This is a genomic window from Ruegeria sp. CDSC051 (assembly GCF_059610665.1).
In genome coordinates this window covers 98,993-113,404 of record NZ_JBXWOC010000006.1, presented here as the reverse complement: position 1 = coordinate 113,404, position 14,412 = coordinate 98,993, and the positions used below count along the sequence as shown (strand labels likewise).

Annotated in this window: 16 protein-coding genes; 4 read left to right on the top strand and 12 right to left on the bottom strand. The window is 58.6% G+C overall.

From position 1 onward, the window contains the following. Window positions 1-84: 84 nt before the first annotated feature. Window positions 85-777, bottom strand: coding sequence for a helix-turn-helix transcriptional regulator (locus tag AC2FH0_RS15275; protein ID WP_271949714.1), 693 nt, complete (start codon window positions 775-777; stop codon window positions 85-87). A 103-nt stretch (window positions 778-880) separates the two neighbouring features. Between AC2FH0_RS15275 and AC2FH0_RS15270 the strand changes: the two genes are divergently transcribed. Then, window positions 881-1,066, top strand: coding sequence for a hypothetical protein (locus tag AC2FH0_RS15270; RefSeq protein WP_496789732.1), 186 nt, complete (start codon window positions 881-883; stop codon window positions 1,064-1,066). Window positions 1,067-1,068: 2 nt separating this feature from the next. On the opposite strand, the gene AC2FH0_RS15265 is transcribed toward AC2FH0_RS15270, so the two are convergent. After that, the gene (locus tag AC2FH0_RS15265; protein WP_496789731.1) at window positions 1,069-1,752 is read right to left on the bottom strand and encodes an RluA family pseudouridine synthase; all 684 of its coding nucleotides are present in this window, start codon (window positions 1,750-1,752) and stop codon (window positions 1,069-1,071) included. A 60-nt stretch (window positions 1,753-1,812) separates the two neighbouring features. On the opposite strand from AC2FH0_RS15265, the gene AC2FH0_RS15260 reads away from it, so the two are divergent. Continuing rightward, window positions 1,813-2,223, top strand: a complete 411-nt coding sequence (locus tag AC2FH0_RS15260) for a nuclear transport factor 2 family protein (RefSeq protein ID WP_142637264.1) — start codon at window positions 1,813-1,815, stop codon at window positions 2,221-2,223. Beyond that, window positions 2,220-2,936: an SGNH/GDSL hydrolase family protein gene (locus AC2FH0_RS15255; RefSeq protein WP_496789729.1), complete on the top strand. Its 717-nt coding sequence runs from the start codon at window positions 2,220-2,222 to the stop codon at window positions 2,934-2,936. Before AC2FH0_RS15260 ends, AC2FH0_RS15255 begins: the two co-directional genes overlap by 4 nt. Here AC2FH0_RS15255 and rarD read toward each other — a convergent pair. From rarD to AC2FH0_RS15205, 10 genes are all read right to left on the bottom strand, one after another. Continuing rightward, complete coding sequence (gene rarD / locus AC2FH0_RS15250; RefSeq protein ID WP_496789728.1) at window positions 2,927-3,829, bottom strand: EamA family transporter RarD; 903 nt, start codon at window positions 3,827-3,829, stop codon at window positions 2,927-2,929. The two genes, AC2FH0_RS15255 and rarD, sit on opposite strands and share 10 nt — an antisense overlap. A gap of 143 nt (window positions 3,830-3,972) precedes the next feature. After that, window positions 3,973-6,426, bottom strand: coding sequence for a GcvT family protein (locus AC2FH0_RS15245; protein WP_496750395.1), 2,454 nt, complete (start codon window positions 6,424-6,426; stop codon window positions 3,973-3,975). An 89-nt stretch (window positions 6,427-6,515) separates the two neighbouring features. Next, window positions 6,516-7,490: a GlxA family transcriptional regulator gene (locus AC2FH0_RS15240; protein WP_496692502.1), complete on the bottom strand. Its 975-nt coding sequence runs from the start codon at window positions 7,488-7,490 to the stop codon at window positions 6,516-6,518. Between the two features lie 11 nt (window positions 7,491-7,501). Continuing rightward, window positions 7,502-8,392, bottom strand: coding sequence for a homocysteine S-methyltransferase family protein (locus AC2FH0_RS15235; protein WP_142637049.1), 891 nt, complete (start codon window positions 8,390-8,392; stop codon window positions 7,502-7,504). 12 nt (window positions 8,393-8,404) lie between these two features. Beyond that, the gene (locus AC2FH0_RS15230) at window positions 8,405-9,457 is read right to left on the bottom strand and encodes an alcohol dehydrogenase family protein (protein WP_496750390.1); all 1,053 of its coding nucleotides are present in this window, start codon (window positions 9,455-9,457) and stop codon (window positions 8,405-8,407) included. Window positions 9,458-9,459: 2 nt separating this feature from the next. Next, entirely contained in the window at window positions 9,460-9,936 is a 477-nt protein-coding gene (locus tag AC2FH0_RS15225; protein ID WP_496750388.1) for a cupin domain-containing protein, read from the bottom strand. 19 nt (window positions 9,937-9,955) lie between these two features. Continuing rightward, entirely contained in the window at window positions 9,956-12,406 is a 2,451-nt protein-coding gene (locus tag AC2FH0_RS15220; protein ID WP_496789726.1) for a GcvT family protein, read from the bottom strand. A gap of 15 nt (window positions 12,407-12,421) precedes the next feature. Continuing rightward, complete coding sequence (locus AC2FH0_RS15215; protein ID WP_142637055.1) at window positions 12,422-12,802, bottom strand: GFA family protein; 381 nt, start codon at window positions 12,800-12,802, stop codon at window positions 12,422-12,424. 5 nt (window positions 12,803-12,807) lie between these two features. Next, window positions 12,808-13,431: a LysE family translocator gene (locus AC2FH0_RS15210; RefSeq protein ID WP_281973074.1), complete on the bottom strand. Its 624-nt coding sequence runs from the start codon at window positions 13,429-13,431 to the stop codon at window positions 12,808-12,810. Then, window positions 13,431-14,000, bottom strand: a complete 570-nt coding sequence (locus AC2FH0_RS15205; protein ID WP_281973073.1) for a helix-turn-helix domain-containing protein — start codon at window positions 13,998-14,000, stop codon at window positions 13,431-13,433. The genes AC2FH0_RS15210 and AC2FH0_RS15205 overlap by 1 nt, the downstream gene beginning before the upstream one ends. A gap of 117 nt (window positions 14,001-14,117) precedes the next feature. Here AC2FH0_RS15205 and AC2FH0_RS15200 point away from each other — a divergent pair, with 117 nt between their 5' ends. Further along, window positions 14,118-14,399: a DUF1294 domain-containing protein gene (locus tag AC2FH0_RS15200; protein ID WP_496789724.1), complete on the top strand. Its 282-nt coding sequence runs from the start codon at window positions 14,118-14,120 to the stop codon at window positions 14,397-14,399. The last annotated feature ends 13 nt before the right edge of the window (window positions 14,400-14,412 follow it).

Sequence of the window (14,412 nt, the reverse complement as noted above, 5' to 3'; positions counted from 1 at the left end):
GGTCCCATTATTTGGCACAGTATATCGCGCTGCCCCCCCGCAGGCTCAAGCAACAATCAGGTGATATCGGCGAATACCCGCCGTTCAATGGGCCTCGGCAGGGGAACCCCATTGGTTCTGCTCCTGCCAGATCTCCCGCAGCGGCTGCCCTTGGCCGCAGAAATGATCGTCAACCATTTCGCAGGCCCAGACGCGATCGGTCCGAAAATGGCGAAAACCGTTGCGCAATTCGCACCACGCAACCAGCATCGTGCACTCGATGTGATAGATCAGGGCAACCGGACGGACGACCCGTTCGGAGCGAACGTCTTGCGAGCTGACATATGTGAGGCGAAGCTTGCGCTCGTCCCGGATGGCTTCGCGGTAATTCACAACCGGGATACAGCCCTTGGCCGGATCATCAACCGGAGCCCCCCAAGGCGCGACCTGCAACCAGTCGGGACTTGCGCGCAGGCCTTCTATTTTCCGGCAAATGCGTTTGGCGGCTTCCTGCAGGGTACTGTCGCCGGTCCGTGCCAGCATTGACAGACCGACCCAAAGCGCCTCGACCTCTTCAGCGTCGAAGTTCAGTGGTGGCAAGTCATAGCCCCGCCGCATCAGATACCCGACGCCGGCTTCGCCCTCGATCGGTGTGCGTTGGGCCTGCAGTGCCGCGATGTCGCGATACACCGTGCGCACCGAGACTTCGAGCTTTTGCGCCAGCATCTCAGCAGTAACCGGAGCGTCGGCGGCACGCAGAATCTGGATGATTTCAAACAGGCGGGACGAACGGCGCATGGCAAACTCCGGTTTCTCTGCTGACACCTTAGCACACCCCCCTGACAACGCGCTGTCAGGAGTGATGTGGGATGCTGGTTCAACAATTCACAGGAGATTACTGATGCCCAGCCTCGACAATCACGTAATGATGACACTGCAACTGGGACACTGGTCCCAGGACCATACCCTGCGCGCCTTTGAAATCGAACGCGAGATCATGGCCAACCGCCAGCCTTGCGCCCCAAAGAAACGCACCAGACGGTTTTCGCTGGGCAATCTCAAACTGCTTTGGACCAACCCCGCCTGAGCCTAGAACCCGGCCTTGGCGCGAAACTTCATCGACGTCCCGCTATCGGGGCTTTTCAGCCGCAATTCCTCGGAATGCAGCATGAGGCGCGGGAAGGCCCGTGCCTCACCTTTTGCATAGAACGGATCACCCAAAATCGGATGCCCTAGCGCCAGCATGTGAACCCGCAGCTGGTGCGAGCGCCCGGTTTTCGGGAACAGGCGTATGCGGGTAGTGTTGCCTTCATATTTGACCACGCGCCAATCCGTCACCGCAGGCTTGCCAGTGTCATGGCACACCATCTGCAGCGGCCTGTTGGGCCAGTCTACAATCAACGGCAGATCAACAGTTCCGGTCTTTGACTCTACCATGCCCCAGACGCGGGCAATATAGGTCTTACGAGTTTGACGCTGTTCGAACTGCATGCTCAGATTGCGCTGAGCATGAGGGGTTTGGGCAAAAACCATCACGCCCGAAGTGTCGCGGTCCAACCTGTGCACAAGCAGGGCTTGCGGGAACGCCGCCTGCACACGGGTCAACAGACAATCGGCCAGATGCTCTCCTCGACCCGGTACGGACAAAAGCCCCGAGGGCTTGTTCACCACAATCAGATGCGCATCTTCGTGCAGCACATCCAGCGGTGTTTTCGGGGGATCGTAGGTCTCGCTCATGCGGGTCTGCCTATCGCAAGCGACAACCTCCCGCAACGTCGTGCTTGCCTGAACTGAATAGTTCAGCAAATCATGCGACAACTCGGAGGAGAAACCATGCACCCGACAATCGAACAACTAAAAGATGTCATCACAAAAGGCGATGAAAGTCTGATTCACGAGTTTCTGGCCGAAGACGTGCGTTTTCTGCCGCCGACCTACTACAGCACCTGGGCCGGGCGCGAACCCGTGGCGGCTCTGCTGGGGCATGTTGGGCAGGTATTCTCGGACTTCAGCTATCGTCGGATCATGGGTGAAGGCAAAGACTGGGCGCTGGAATTTCAGTGCAAGGTTGGTGATCTGGATGCGGTTGGTGTGGACTTGATCCGACTGAATGATGAAGGCTTGATCGAAAAGTTCGAAGTGGTCATGCGCCCACTTAAAACCATTGCAGCCCTGCGCACCGAGATGATGGCACGCGTGGCAAAAGACCCTCGCTTTATCAATTTCAAGGACGCTTTGGGTTGACCAAGCCTGCCCGGATCGGAGCTGATCAGTTTCTGAGACTACCGCTGTTGCCACTATTGGCGGCACAGGGGATTTCAGTTCGACGAAAGGCGCGGTTCCTGCCCGAACCGACCGGGCCGCGCGAAGGCCGTGAAGGGCGCGGCCCGCGTTTGCGGTTGCTAATCGCAGGCGACAGCTCGGCAGCAGGTGTTGGCGCTGGCACCCAGGCGCAGGCTTTGTCCGGGCAGTTGGTCGCACAACTAGCAAAAAGCCACAGTGTCGAATGGCGGCTCGAGGCTACGACAGGGCATACAACGCTGGATACACTGAAACGCCTTGAGGGTCTGACAGATCAATTTGATGCCGCCATTACGGCGCTTGGCGTCAATGACGTCACCCGTGGCGTCACTAAAAAGCGGTTTGTCGAACACCAATCCCGTCTGATGCACCTGATCACCGACCAGCTTGGAGCCCGGCGTGTCATTGTAACGGCCGTTCCCCAGATGGGTCGGTTTCCCGCCTTGCCGCAACCGCTTGCCTGGGTGCTGGGGCGTCAGGCAGCCCGCCTGGACCAAGGGCTGCAACAGATTGCGACCGGCTTCCCGCAAATCCGCCATCTGTCCATCGATTTACCCGATGACCCGGCGCTGGCCGCACCGGACGGCTATCATCCCAGCCCCAAAGCCTATGCGATCTGGGCGCAGAAGGCCGCCGAATTGTTGCGTCAGGCCTGAGCCCGTATCTGCCGGATCATCGGGATCGAGTAGACCACAAGTGCGGCCCAGATCAGCGGAAACGCAATCATGCGGCCGCGGTCAATCTGCTCTCCAAAAACCGCGATGGCAGTCACAAAAATCATGGTCGGCGCGATGTATTGCAGGATGCCCATCGTCGACAGGCGCACCAGTTTGGCACCATTGGCATAGATCAGCAACGGCACCGCGGTCACCACCCCTGCCCCGGCCAGCAGCATGGTGTCGGTTGCGACCAGCCCGAAATGCCCCGTCCCGTTGATCCCCAGCCAAGTCACATAAACCAATGCGGGGATCAGCAGGATCAGCACTTCCAGCAAGAACCCCTGATTTGGCCCGATGGGGAGCGAGCGTTTGAAGAAGGCGTAGAACCCCCAGCTGAACATAAGCCCCAGCGCCGCCCAAGGCAGGCTTCCGGCCTCTACAACAAGAACCACCACCCCGGCTGCGGCCAACCCAACAGCAATCAGCTGCGTCCGGTTCAAAGGTTCGCGCAGCAGCACCGCGCCCAGCGCGATACTGAACAGCGGATTTATGTAATAGCCCAGCGCTGCGTCCAGCGCATGCCCACTGGCTATGGCCCAGACATAGATCGCCCAGTTCACCGATATCAACGCAGCCGTCAGACAGGCCATGCCCAGCATCTTGGGATCGCGCAAAGCTGACTTCAGATCCCGCGTCCGGCCCAGTGTGATCAGCAATAGCCCGGCCAAAGGCACCGACCAGATGATACGATGCGCCACAACCTCAACCGGCGCGATATGGGCCATCGCCTTCATGTATAAAGGCAAAAACCCCCACAAAACATAGGCCGTAACCGCCAGAACAAGGCCTTTTGGCGTATCGGCATTCTGTGTGGGTGTTGCGTTGGCCATTGCGGGTCTCCGGGGGGTACCGGTCGTCTTTACGGTAATCCAGACATGCTTGGGAACCGCGAAAACTGTGAAGCGGCCCATCAGGATATTTGATATGTGAGACCAGAACAAAGCCGGAGCGCCGCAGCGCTCCGACAATTTGATTACACTTTGACGCGTTCGGATTTCGGATCGTACATCGGTTTCAACGACGCCTCGGCCATTACCTTCACGCCGCACACGTCGATCTCATAGGTTGACCCCAGAACATCCGCCGCCTTCTCACCCTCGCAGGGCACATAGCCCATACCGATAGCGCCACCCAAAGTATGACCATAATTGCCCGAGCTGAGATAGCCGACATATTCCCCGTCCCGCACGATCGGTTCATTATGGAACAACAGCGGTTCCGGGTCGGTCAGGCGGAACTGAACCAGGCGGCTTTTCGGCCCGCTTTCCTTGCGGGCAATCACTGCCTCGCGCCCGATAAAGTCACAGCCTTTGTCCACCTTGACCGCAAAACCAAGCCCGGCATCCACGACGTTGTCCTCGCACGTGATGTCATGACCAAAATGGCGAAAGCCCTTTTCGATCCGGCAACTGTCCATCATGTGCATGCCACAGAGTTTCAGGTCCATGTCCTGACCGGCCTCATGCAGCGTCTCGAACACATGGCCCGCCATATCGGCGGACATGTAGATCTCCCATCCCAGCTCGCCCACATAGGTCACCCGATGAGCGCGGGCCAGGCCCATGCCAATCTCAATCTCTTGTGCGGTGCCAAAGGGGTTGGTCGCGTTCGAGAAATCCGCCGGCGAGACCTTTTCCAGCAAAGCGCGCGCATTGGGGCCCATCACGGCCAAAACGCCTTCGCCAGCGGTTACATCGGTTATGACCACGTTGAAGCTACCCACATGGCGCATCATCCAGGTCTGATCCGCCAGCCGCGTCGCCGCCGGGGTCACGACCAGATAGGCGGTCTCGGTCAGACGGGTCACCGTCACATCCGCCTCGATCCCGCCGGTGCGGTTCAGGAACTGGGTATAGACGATCTTGCCGTTCGGCACCGAATAATCGCCGCCCCCGATATAGTTCATGAACGCCTCGGCATCCGGTCCTTCAACGCGAATCTTGCCAAAAGAAGACATGTCGTACATGCCCACATTCTCGCGCACCGCGCGGTGTTCAGCAGCTGAGTTCTCGAACCAATTCTGACGTTTCCAACTGTACTGGTATTCGCGCTCCTGCCCAGGATTTGCGTACCAGTTTGCACGCTCCCAGCCCGCCAGTTCACCAAACACCGCGCCCTGCTCTTTCAGATGGTGATGGAACGGGGTGCGCCGAACACCGCGCGCAGTGGCTTTCTGGCGATAGGGGTAGTGGTCGGCATAGAGCAGGCCCAGCGTCTCTTTCGAACGCTCAAACAGATATTGCTTATTGCCCTGAAACGGTTGCATCCGGCTGATATCCACATCGCCCAGATCAAACGGTTTCTCGCCGCTATCCATCCATTCCGCCAGCGCCATGCCCGCACCGCCCGCAGATTGAATGCCGATCGAGTTGAAGCCCGCTGCGACCCAGACATTGTCCATCTCGGGCGCGAGACCCAGATGATAAGCGTCATCCGGAGTAAAGGATTCAGGGCCGTTGAAAAAGGTATGAATGCCCGCCTCGGCCAACATCGGCATCCGGTTACACGCCGCTTCTAGAATGGGCTCAAAATGATCAAAATCTTCGGGCAGCTGATCGAATTCGAAACTGTCCGGGATGCCCTTCATCGCCCAAGGTTTGGCATTAGGCTCAAACGCGCCCAGCAGGATTTTACCGGCATCTTCCTTGTAATAGGCGCATTCATCGGGCACTCGCAGAACCGGCAGTTGCGAAAGCCCGTCAATGCCTTCGGTGACGATGTAGAAATGTTCGCAGGCGTGCAGCGGGACGTTCACACCGGCCATGCGGCCGACCTCGTGCCCCCACATGCCGGCACAGTTCACCACCATGTCGCATTCAATATGACCCGAAGCGCTGCCGTCATCGGCAACCCAGTCCACACCGGTCACAGTGCGACCTTGTTTAGTGATGTCGGTGACCTTCACCCGTTCCTTGGTAATGGCACCGCGTTGCCGCGCGCCCTTAGCCAGGGCCAGCGCGATATTGGCCGGGTCACCCTGCCCGTCCAGCGGAAGATAGACCGCGCCCTTGACGTCTTCGACATTCAGATGCGGATACATTTCCTTGACGCGCTCATTGGAAATCTCTTCGACCTCAACGCCAAAGGCGCGGGCCATGGCGGCCAGGCGATAGATCTCTTCACGGCGTTCCTCGGTCAACGCCACGGTGATCGATCCACAGCGCCTAAGCCCGGTGGACACACCGGTTTCCTCTTCCAGCGCGCCGTAAAGCTCCTGCGTGTATTTCGCCAGTTTGGTCATGTTGGACGAGGCCCGCAGCTGAGCGATCAGACCCGCCGCATGCCATGTGGTGCCGCTGGTCAACTGCTTGCGTTCAAGCAGCACAACATCACTCCAACCTTTCTTGGTCAGATGATAGGCGACCGAGCATCCGATGACGCCGCCGCCGATGATGACAACTCGGGCTTTGTTTGGAAGATCAACCATCCTGAGGTCTCCGCTGAATCAGGTTTTGGGCACGTTGCCATGGAAGATCGACAATAAATGCACCAAAAGCGTCATGTTATGGGCGATTTTCACCTATGTGACGCAGCCCGTCTTTCGCGTCTCAGAACAAAGGGCGTGACCCCGAAAAAGCTTTTGTAAACCGAGGAGAAACCGTTCGGAAAGCCGCAGGCCAGACCGATTTCCCGAACGCTCATCGTGGTGTTCAGCAGCAGGTTGTTAGCCTTCGCCAGCCGCATCTCGCGATAGAAACCGTTTGGACTGGTGCCAAAGAAAGCTTTGAATTTTCGCTCAAGCGATCGGTTCGAAAGATTTAACGCCTCGACAATTTGCTGGATGGGTAAGGGGTCTTCGATATTGGCCTGCATCAGCTTGATACATTGATCCAGCTTGGCGTCCCCAGTAGCTGTCAGTTGCGCCCCCGAGAAAGGCTGCATCGATGAAAAGTCGCGGATGTTTTCGTGCAGCATGATATTGGCCACCGTCATCTTGGCAGGCCCTGAGATGTGGCGTCCGATCACGGACAAAGCAATATCGGTTGTCGCCTCCATCCCTGCGCAGGTCACGACCTGGCCCTGTTCTGTGGCTATCGACAGCTTCGCCTCGAACCGGGCCCCGCGTTCACTCAGGAAAGAGGCGTTTTCCCAATGGGTCGCCATGTCTGCGGAGCCGAATTCGTCGATATAGCGGCTGGCAGCTTCGGCCAGCAAAAAGACCTGAGCACCTCGGAACGTATAGTCCGATACAACCCGTCCGATGGACAGATCGGGGTGGTCAGGGTCGGAATTTCCGATCACAAACAGATAATCCGCCTTGGGATGGGTTGATACAGGTTCAGTTTGGACCGTCGCATCGCTGCTGCTGGCAACGGGCCCACCTTTCAGAGACCGATAGGTAAAGCTGAAGGGCGGGTTGGGGCAGACGCGGTTTGCCAGCCTCAGAACCTCAATCAATGCGGCAAGCTCCAACAGCACATAGCCCGGCGCGACCAGAACATCGAAATGTATCTGCGCCTTGTCGGTCAAGCTATCTGGTCGTTGCCGCATCTTTACCCCCTTCAGACGATGCTGTGGCCAGCAGCGCACAGCCGATCTGCCAGTCGCTGAATGTGATCGGGACCGACTTCGCAGCATCCGCCGATGATAGTTGCACCCTGCGCCACCCACCCCATCGCCTGATCAGCATATTCATCCGGCCCAAGGTCGTGGCGCTGTTGCAGCGCATCGACGGTTGGGGCGTCCTGTAGAAATTCCTGGGTAATCCCGGTGAAGCCATTGGCATATGCCCCAAACGGACGCCCGAAAGTGGCGATAATATTCAGCGCAGCGGGCACTGCCTCGGGGCGTGAGCAGTTGATCAGCACGGCCTCAGGCGTAAAGCGATCAACCAAAGATGCTATTCCCGACAATGGCTCACCCGACCGCAGCCGCGTCCCATCATCATCCATCACGGACAGCGCCAGCCAGACCGGCTTGTCTGCCTGTTCCGTTCCACGCAACGCGCCTTCGGCCTCTTGCACCGACGACACGGTTTCGATCAGGAACAGGTCAACGCGATCTGCCATCATCGCCACCAGTTCGGTGAATTTCTCCGCCGCCTCTTCGACCTCTGGATTCAGGTCCGGCCGGTAAGAGGCGAGAAGCGGACCCAAAGCCCCAGCGATGCGCCTACCCGCCGGGCGCGCACGCTCGGCCTGCGACAGGGCCGCCTCGATCAGATCTGGCAGCTGATCACCCAAGCCGACACGGTCCAGACGCGACCGGTGAACAGCATAGGTATTTGTCGTGGCCACAGTCGCACCGCGTGAGAAATAATCCGCATGCACATCCCCGACCAACTCGGGATGGTCCATCATCACCCGGGTCGACCACAAAGGCGTCGGCGCATCGCCGCTGCGTTTGACCAGTTCCTGCCCGATAGACCCATCCAGAAGGGTTATGTCTGCCATTGATGAACCTCCTCAGGGAACCAGAACCAGTTTTCCCGGAAACGTTTTTGACTGAAAGTCCTCTTGCGCCGTCGCAATGTCTTTCAGCGGATAGGTTTTTGAAATCAGGGGCTTGATCCGCCCCGCATTCATCAGTTCGACCAGGCGACCGAAGACTTCGAACGGCTGATGGGTGCTGCCGTGAATGGTAATGTCGCGCAGATAGATATCCCGCAGATCGGCTTGAACAATCGGGCCAGCAATCGCACCCGCAACGGCATAGTGACCGCCCGGTTTCAGCGCCAGGATCAGGTCAGCCCATGCAGGCCCGCCCACTACGTCAATGACCACGTCGAACATGTCGGTGGGCAGCGACGCATCCCGGTTGAACGTGGCAGTCGCGCCCTGGCTTTTCACCGCTTCGGCCTTGGCCGCACCGGTCACGCCCCAAACCGAGGCACCGCGCAGCGCCGCCAGTTGCACAGCGGCAAGGCCGACGCCACCTGATGCGCCGGTGATCAGCACTTTTTGCCCGGCAGTCACACCGGATCGGGTCAGCAAAGCCTCGGCAGTTCCGAAGGCGCAGGGGATGGCGGCAATTTCAATATCGGACAGGGGTGAGGCGCTGACATCGTAAAGGTCATCGGCCTGCACCAGACAATATTGCGCAAAGGCGCCGTCAATCTCGGACCCAAGCACGATGAAGCCTGTTGGGTTGCCCGGTCGCGGACGTGGCAGGTTGATCGGACAGGTCACGCGCTGGCCCGGGGTGAACCCGGTCTCGGGCCCCGCGACCCCGACGATGCCGCAAAGGTCACCGCCCTGAATGCGCGGGAAGTTCAACGCGCCGCCCCAGCCTCCGGCTTCGACCTCTTGATCCACGGCATCTGTGGCGCCGGTCACGTCCGAGGAATACCAGCCGATACGGGTGTTGATATCGGTGTTGTTCACCCCGGCTGCGGCCACACGGACCAGAACCTGCCCCGGCGCAGGGGTTGGGACGGGTATATCGTCACGCCATTCCAGCGCCTCGGGCCCGCCGTGACAGGTCAGGAATACACCGGACATCGTTTTAGGCAGTGTCATGATCAAACCTCGTCATCGGGATGAGGCGGCACAGAGCCCATCGGGACAATGTCATACCGCGCGTTCAATTTGGCCATTTTCGCCTCATCGGCGAAGTCCGCCTCGGTCATCTTGGCCAGCTCAGCAAGGAATCCGTCAAAACCGGCAGGCTGGAAAATCATCGGCATCTTAGCAGGTGCATTTCCAGCAACGCGGCAGGCATGCGGCACGCCGGGCGGCACATGCATCGTGCTGCCCGGCCCACAGCGATGCCAGTCGCCATCAACATAGAAATCCACTTCGCCTTCCAGAAAATAGAAGCTTTCGGCATGGGTTTCATGGCGATGAAGGCCAAGCGCAAAGCTGGCCTTCAGATTGTCTTCCATGAGCGTATAGGCGCCATCAGTATCCCGGGTCGAAACCTTCACAAATGTGTGGTCATTTTCCCAGTTATAATTGAGGCCCTCTCCGGGCCCCAGTTTTGAATAACGCGTGCTCATGCAGGTCTCCTTCGGGCGATCAGGCGCGCAGCCGCTCGTTTTCTGGATCCCAGAGCGGTTTATCGTCCTGTACCACGGCGCGTCGCTTTTCACCGAAGATTTCGATTTCAAGCTCGGTTCCTGCCACCGCCAATTCGGGACGGATCATGCCCAGCGCAATGGATTGGCCAACGCGATACCCCCAAGCGCCCGAGGTGGTTTCGCCAACGATCTCGCCGTTGTGCCAGATACAGGACATGTAGGGCGCATCCGCGTCACCTGCCTCAACCAACATAGTGGCAAACACCTTTTTCACGCCCTGCTGCTTTTCGTTCAGGATCGCGGCCTTGCCGGGGAAGTCCTGCGGTTTGTCAAGTTTGACGAACCGTTCCAACCCGCCTTCCAACAGAGAGTAATCAGTGGACAGATCGCCTTTCCAAGCCCGATAACCCTTTTCGATGCGCAGAGAGTTCAGGGCGTACATCCCGAACGGTTTGGCACCAGCGTCAAGGATCGCTCCATAGATCGGGGGCATATGGTCGTTCAGCGCGTGAACCTCCCAGCCAAGTTCTCCTGCAAACGAGACGCGGATCAGGAAGGCGGGCTGGCCTGCGACGGTGGCGGATTGATGGGTCAGCCAGCCGCTGGACAGGTCCGCATCGCTCAGCCCCGCCAGAATGTCGCGCGATTTTGGACCTGTCACGATCAGCGTGTCACGAGTGGTGGTGACATCTTCGACGGTGACGCCAGTGGGCATTGCCTCGGTCAGGATATCGCGGTCATGCCATTGCGCTGTAGCGGCCGTGATCATGACGAACTCGTCATCGCCGAGGCGGATACAAGACATTTCGGTCAGGATCCGGCCGCGACCATCTGAGATATAGACCAGGTTGATGCGACCCACCTTGGGCAAACCGCCGGTGACCAGCGACCGCAGCGCCTCGGCGGCACCCTCACCTTTTACGATGAAACGCGAAAATCCGGGCAAGTCCAATACGCCGCAATGATCACGGACAGCCTCGCACTCTTCCTTGATCCGCTTCTCCCATGGCCCCGAACGGCCCCAGGTATGGGTCGCTTCTTCAGAGGTATCGTCGCCCGGTTGCGCAAACCAGTTGGCGCGTTCCCAGCCGTTATAGGGCCCCATCACGCCGCCCAATTCCTTGACCTTGGTGTGGACAGGCGACAGCTTTTTGTCGCGCGCGGCGGGCCATTCATGGTGCGGGAAATGCATGGCGTATTCGTTGCCATAGACCTCAAGCCCCTTCTGGTTGCAGTAATCCTGATCGGTGTAATCGGTGTAACGGCGCGGATCGACGGCCCACATGTCCCACTCGGTTGCGCCATCGACGATCCATTCGGCCAGCACCTTGCCGGCACCCCCGCCCTGCGCGATGCCAAAGGTAAAGGTGTGGGCTTCAAAGGCGTTTTTCACACCCGGCATCGGCCCGATCAGTGGCAGCCCGTCGGGCGCATAGGGGATCGGGCCATTGATCACCCGGCCCACGCCCGAGGTCGCCATCAGCGGCACCCGCTCCATCGCGTCGGTGACGATGTCTTCGATCCGGTCCAGATCGTCATTCCACAGTTGAAAGCTGAAATCCTCGGGCATCGGATCGTCTTCGGTCATCCAATGGCCCTTGCAGTTCGGCTCATAGGGACCAAGGTTGAACCCGTGTTTTTCTTGCCGCAGGTAGTACGAGATATCCACGTCGCGCAGCAGCGGCAGTTTCTTACCACCATTTGCTTTTGACCATTCTTCAACTTCTGGCACTTCGTCGGTCAGCAAATACTGATGGCTCATCACCATGGCCGGGACGGTGCGACCGCCAAAAGGCTTGAACCATTCGCCCACGCGCTGCGCATAATACCCGGCGGCGTTGACCACATAGTCACAGGCGATGTCACCCTGATCCGTGTGGACAGTCCAGCTGCCGTCTTCGTGCTGCGTCACGCCGGTGGCCGGGCAGAAACGGATGATCTTAGCACCCATGTCGCGCGCGCCCTTTGCCAGCGCCTGGGTCAGCTGCGCCGGATCAATATCGCCATCGGTGGGGTCATACAGAACGCCCTCAAGATCATGGGTTTCAAGGAACGGATAGTGTTCCTTGGCCTGTTCGGCTGTCCACATCTCCATCTCGATGCCCTGGTAGCGGCCCATCGCCAGCGCCCGCTCAAACTCCTGTATCCGTTCTTTCGAATGGGCCAGACGGATCGATCCGGACTGGTGATAGTTCATCGGGTAATCGACCTCTTCCCCCAGACGGGCATAGAGCTCGGTCGAATAGCGCTGCATGTTCATGATCGCCCACGAGGTCGAGAAGGTTGGCACATTGCCCGCCGCATGCCAGGTCGAGCCCGCCGTCAGCTCGTTCTTTTCCAGCAGAACGCAATCGCTCCAGCCCTTTTTGGCCAGATGATACAGCGACGAGGTGCCCACCACGCCGCCACCGATGATAACCACGCGGGCTTTTGTCGGAAAATCACTCATGTCTTTCAGTCCCTGTTACTGTGCCTCTTGAGGCAGATCGTCCGTGATGTCGTAGTAATCTCCCTTGTCCGCCACAAAGATATGGCGGGCGAGGGTCAGTCCGGTGGGTGCATCCAGCGCCCCCATAGCAATGGCAATCCGGTCTTCGTCCTTATGCTGCCAGAACAGGTAAGAGCCGCAGGCGTTGCAAAATCCCCGTCGGGCGATGTCGGAAGCACGAAACCAGCTCAGCGTATCGCTGGCGGTGAAGGTGATGTCGTCTTGATGGGCCGAGGTCGAGGCCCAGACATGACCCGACTGTTTGCGGCATTGACCGCAATGGCAGGCCGAGGCGGCAGGAAGATCGCCTTCGATCTTGAACGCAACCGAGCCGCACAGACAGGAACCTGTATGCATTTCGCTTATCCCCTTGCTGCTGGCGCGCTGGTGGTGCCCAGCAACACGCCATAAATGATGAAACAGGTGGCCATGACCCGGCGCACCCAGATGTTGAACACGGCCCCCAGCGCGGCCCGCCCCATAAGCGCACCTAGAAGAGTGAACCCGATGTAGCTGAGCGTTGTGATGATCAGCGCCGTTGGCATGATGACCAACATTTGCTCCCAGATCGGCACATCCGGCTGCACGAATTGCGAGAATGCAGCAAGATAACCCGCGACGCTTTTGGGGTTGATTGTCGCGACGGCCAGCGCGTGCAGATAGACATGCCGTGCAGGGCGTTCAGAAATAGGGGCGGGATTTGCTGCAGCCTTCCAGCCTCGGACACCCAGCCAGATCAGAAACCCTGCGCCCACCAGCTTGGCGATGAAGAATCCGGTGGGTGAGGCCGCGATCAAGGCCGTCACCCCAAGCGCCGACAAAACCAAAAAGGCGCTGGCTTGGGTCAGGATCGCCAAGACACCCAGCATCGCTTTTGCGAAGGGCAGGCTCATCCCGTTCGAGATACAGTTCACCGCGTTAGGCCCCGGTGTGGTTACAAACACCACCCAGAACAGCGCGAATATGGTCCAGGCCTCGAAACTCATCAGTACACCGGAGGTGCGATGACCCAGATGACCACAGCAGGCTCATCATGAGGGTTCGCCCAAATATAGGGTTCGTTCTTGATCCGAAAACTGTCACCGGGCCCAACCGAAAAGCTTTGCGCGCCGATGGTCAGATTCAACTGACCGGAAATCACATAGCCAACCTCTTGCGTGGGGCGGTCCGCCGGGTTCTGCATCTTGGAATGCGGCTTAAAGGTGGAATGCACCATCTCAAAATCGTCAGTCAGATCGGGTGACAGCAGTTCCTCGATCAGACCTTCTTCGCCCGACCCCATAGGGCGGCGCGACCCGGCGCGCACGACATAGCCTTGTTCATTGGCGGGGGCGGCAGAATGGGCGAACAGCATGGACATCGGTACACCCAGACATTCCGCGATCTGACGCAGGTCTGAAATTGACGGTTCGGACTTGTCGCGTTCAACCTGGCTGAGCCATCCGACCGACCGGTTCAACCGCTCTGCGATCTCGGTCAGCGTCAACCCACGCGCCTTACGCAATGCGCGAATGTCGGCTCCGAGCGTTGCACTGTGGGGGGCTTGGCTGTTCACCGAACTCTCCGATATCTGGTGAAATTTTCCTCGTGTTTTTCACGATGCCGCGAATCGGTGAAAATTCCAAGCATTTTTTCACTTGGGAAAATCGACGCATTTAGCTATCCGTCAGCTATGTGGATTGCGGTTATATACCTGTGGGTCATCAACGGCCTGACTTTGCTGGCCTTTGCCTGGGACAAACTGCGCGCCAGACGCAGAAAAAGCCGGGTTTCGGAACGCAGGCTATTGTGGCTGGCTGCACTGGGCGGCAGTCCCGGTGCCCTGGTCGGGCGTTGGATTTTCAATCACAAGTCCCGAAAAGGCCGGTTTTCCCTGTCGCTGTTTGCGATCTTTGCGACCCAGGTCGGGCTGGCATATTTCCTAATCACGGAAATTCTGCCTGACATTCTGTAGTTGGCTTGATCCG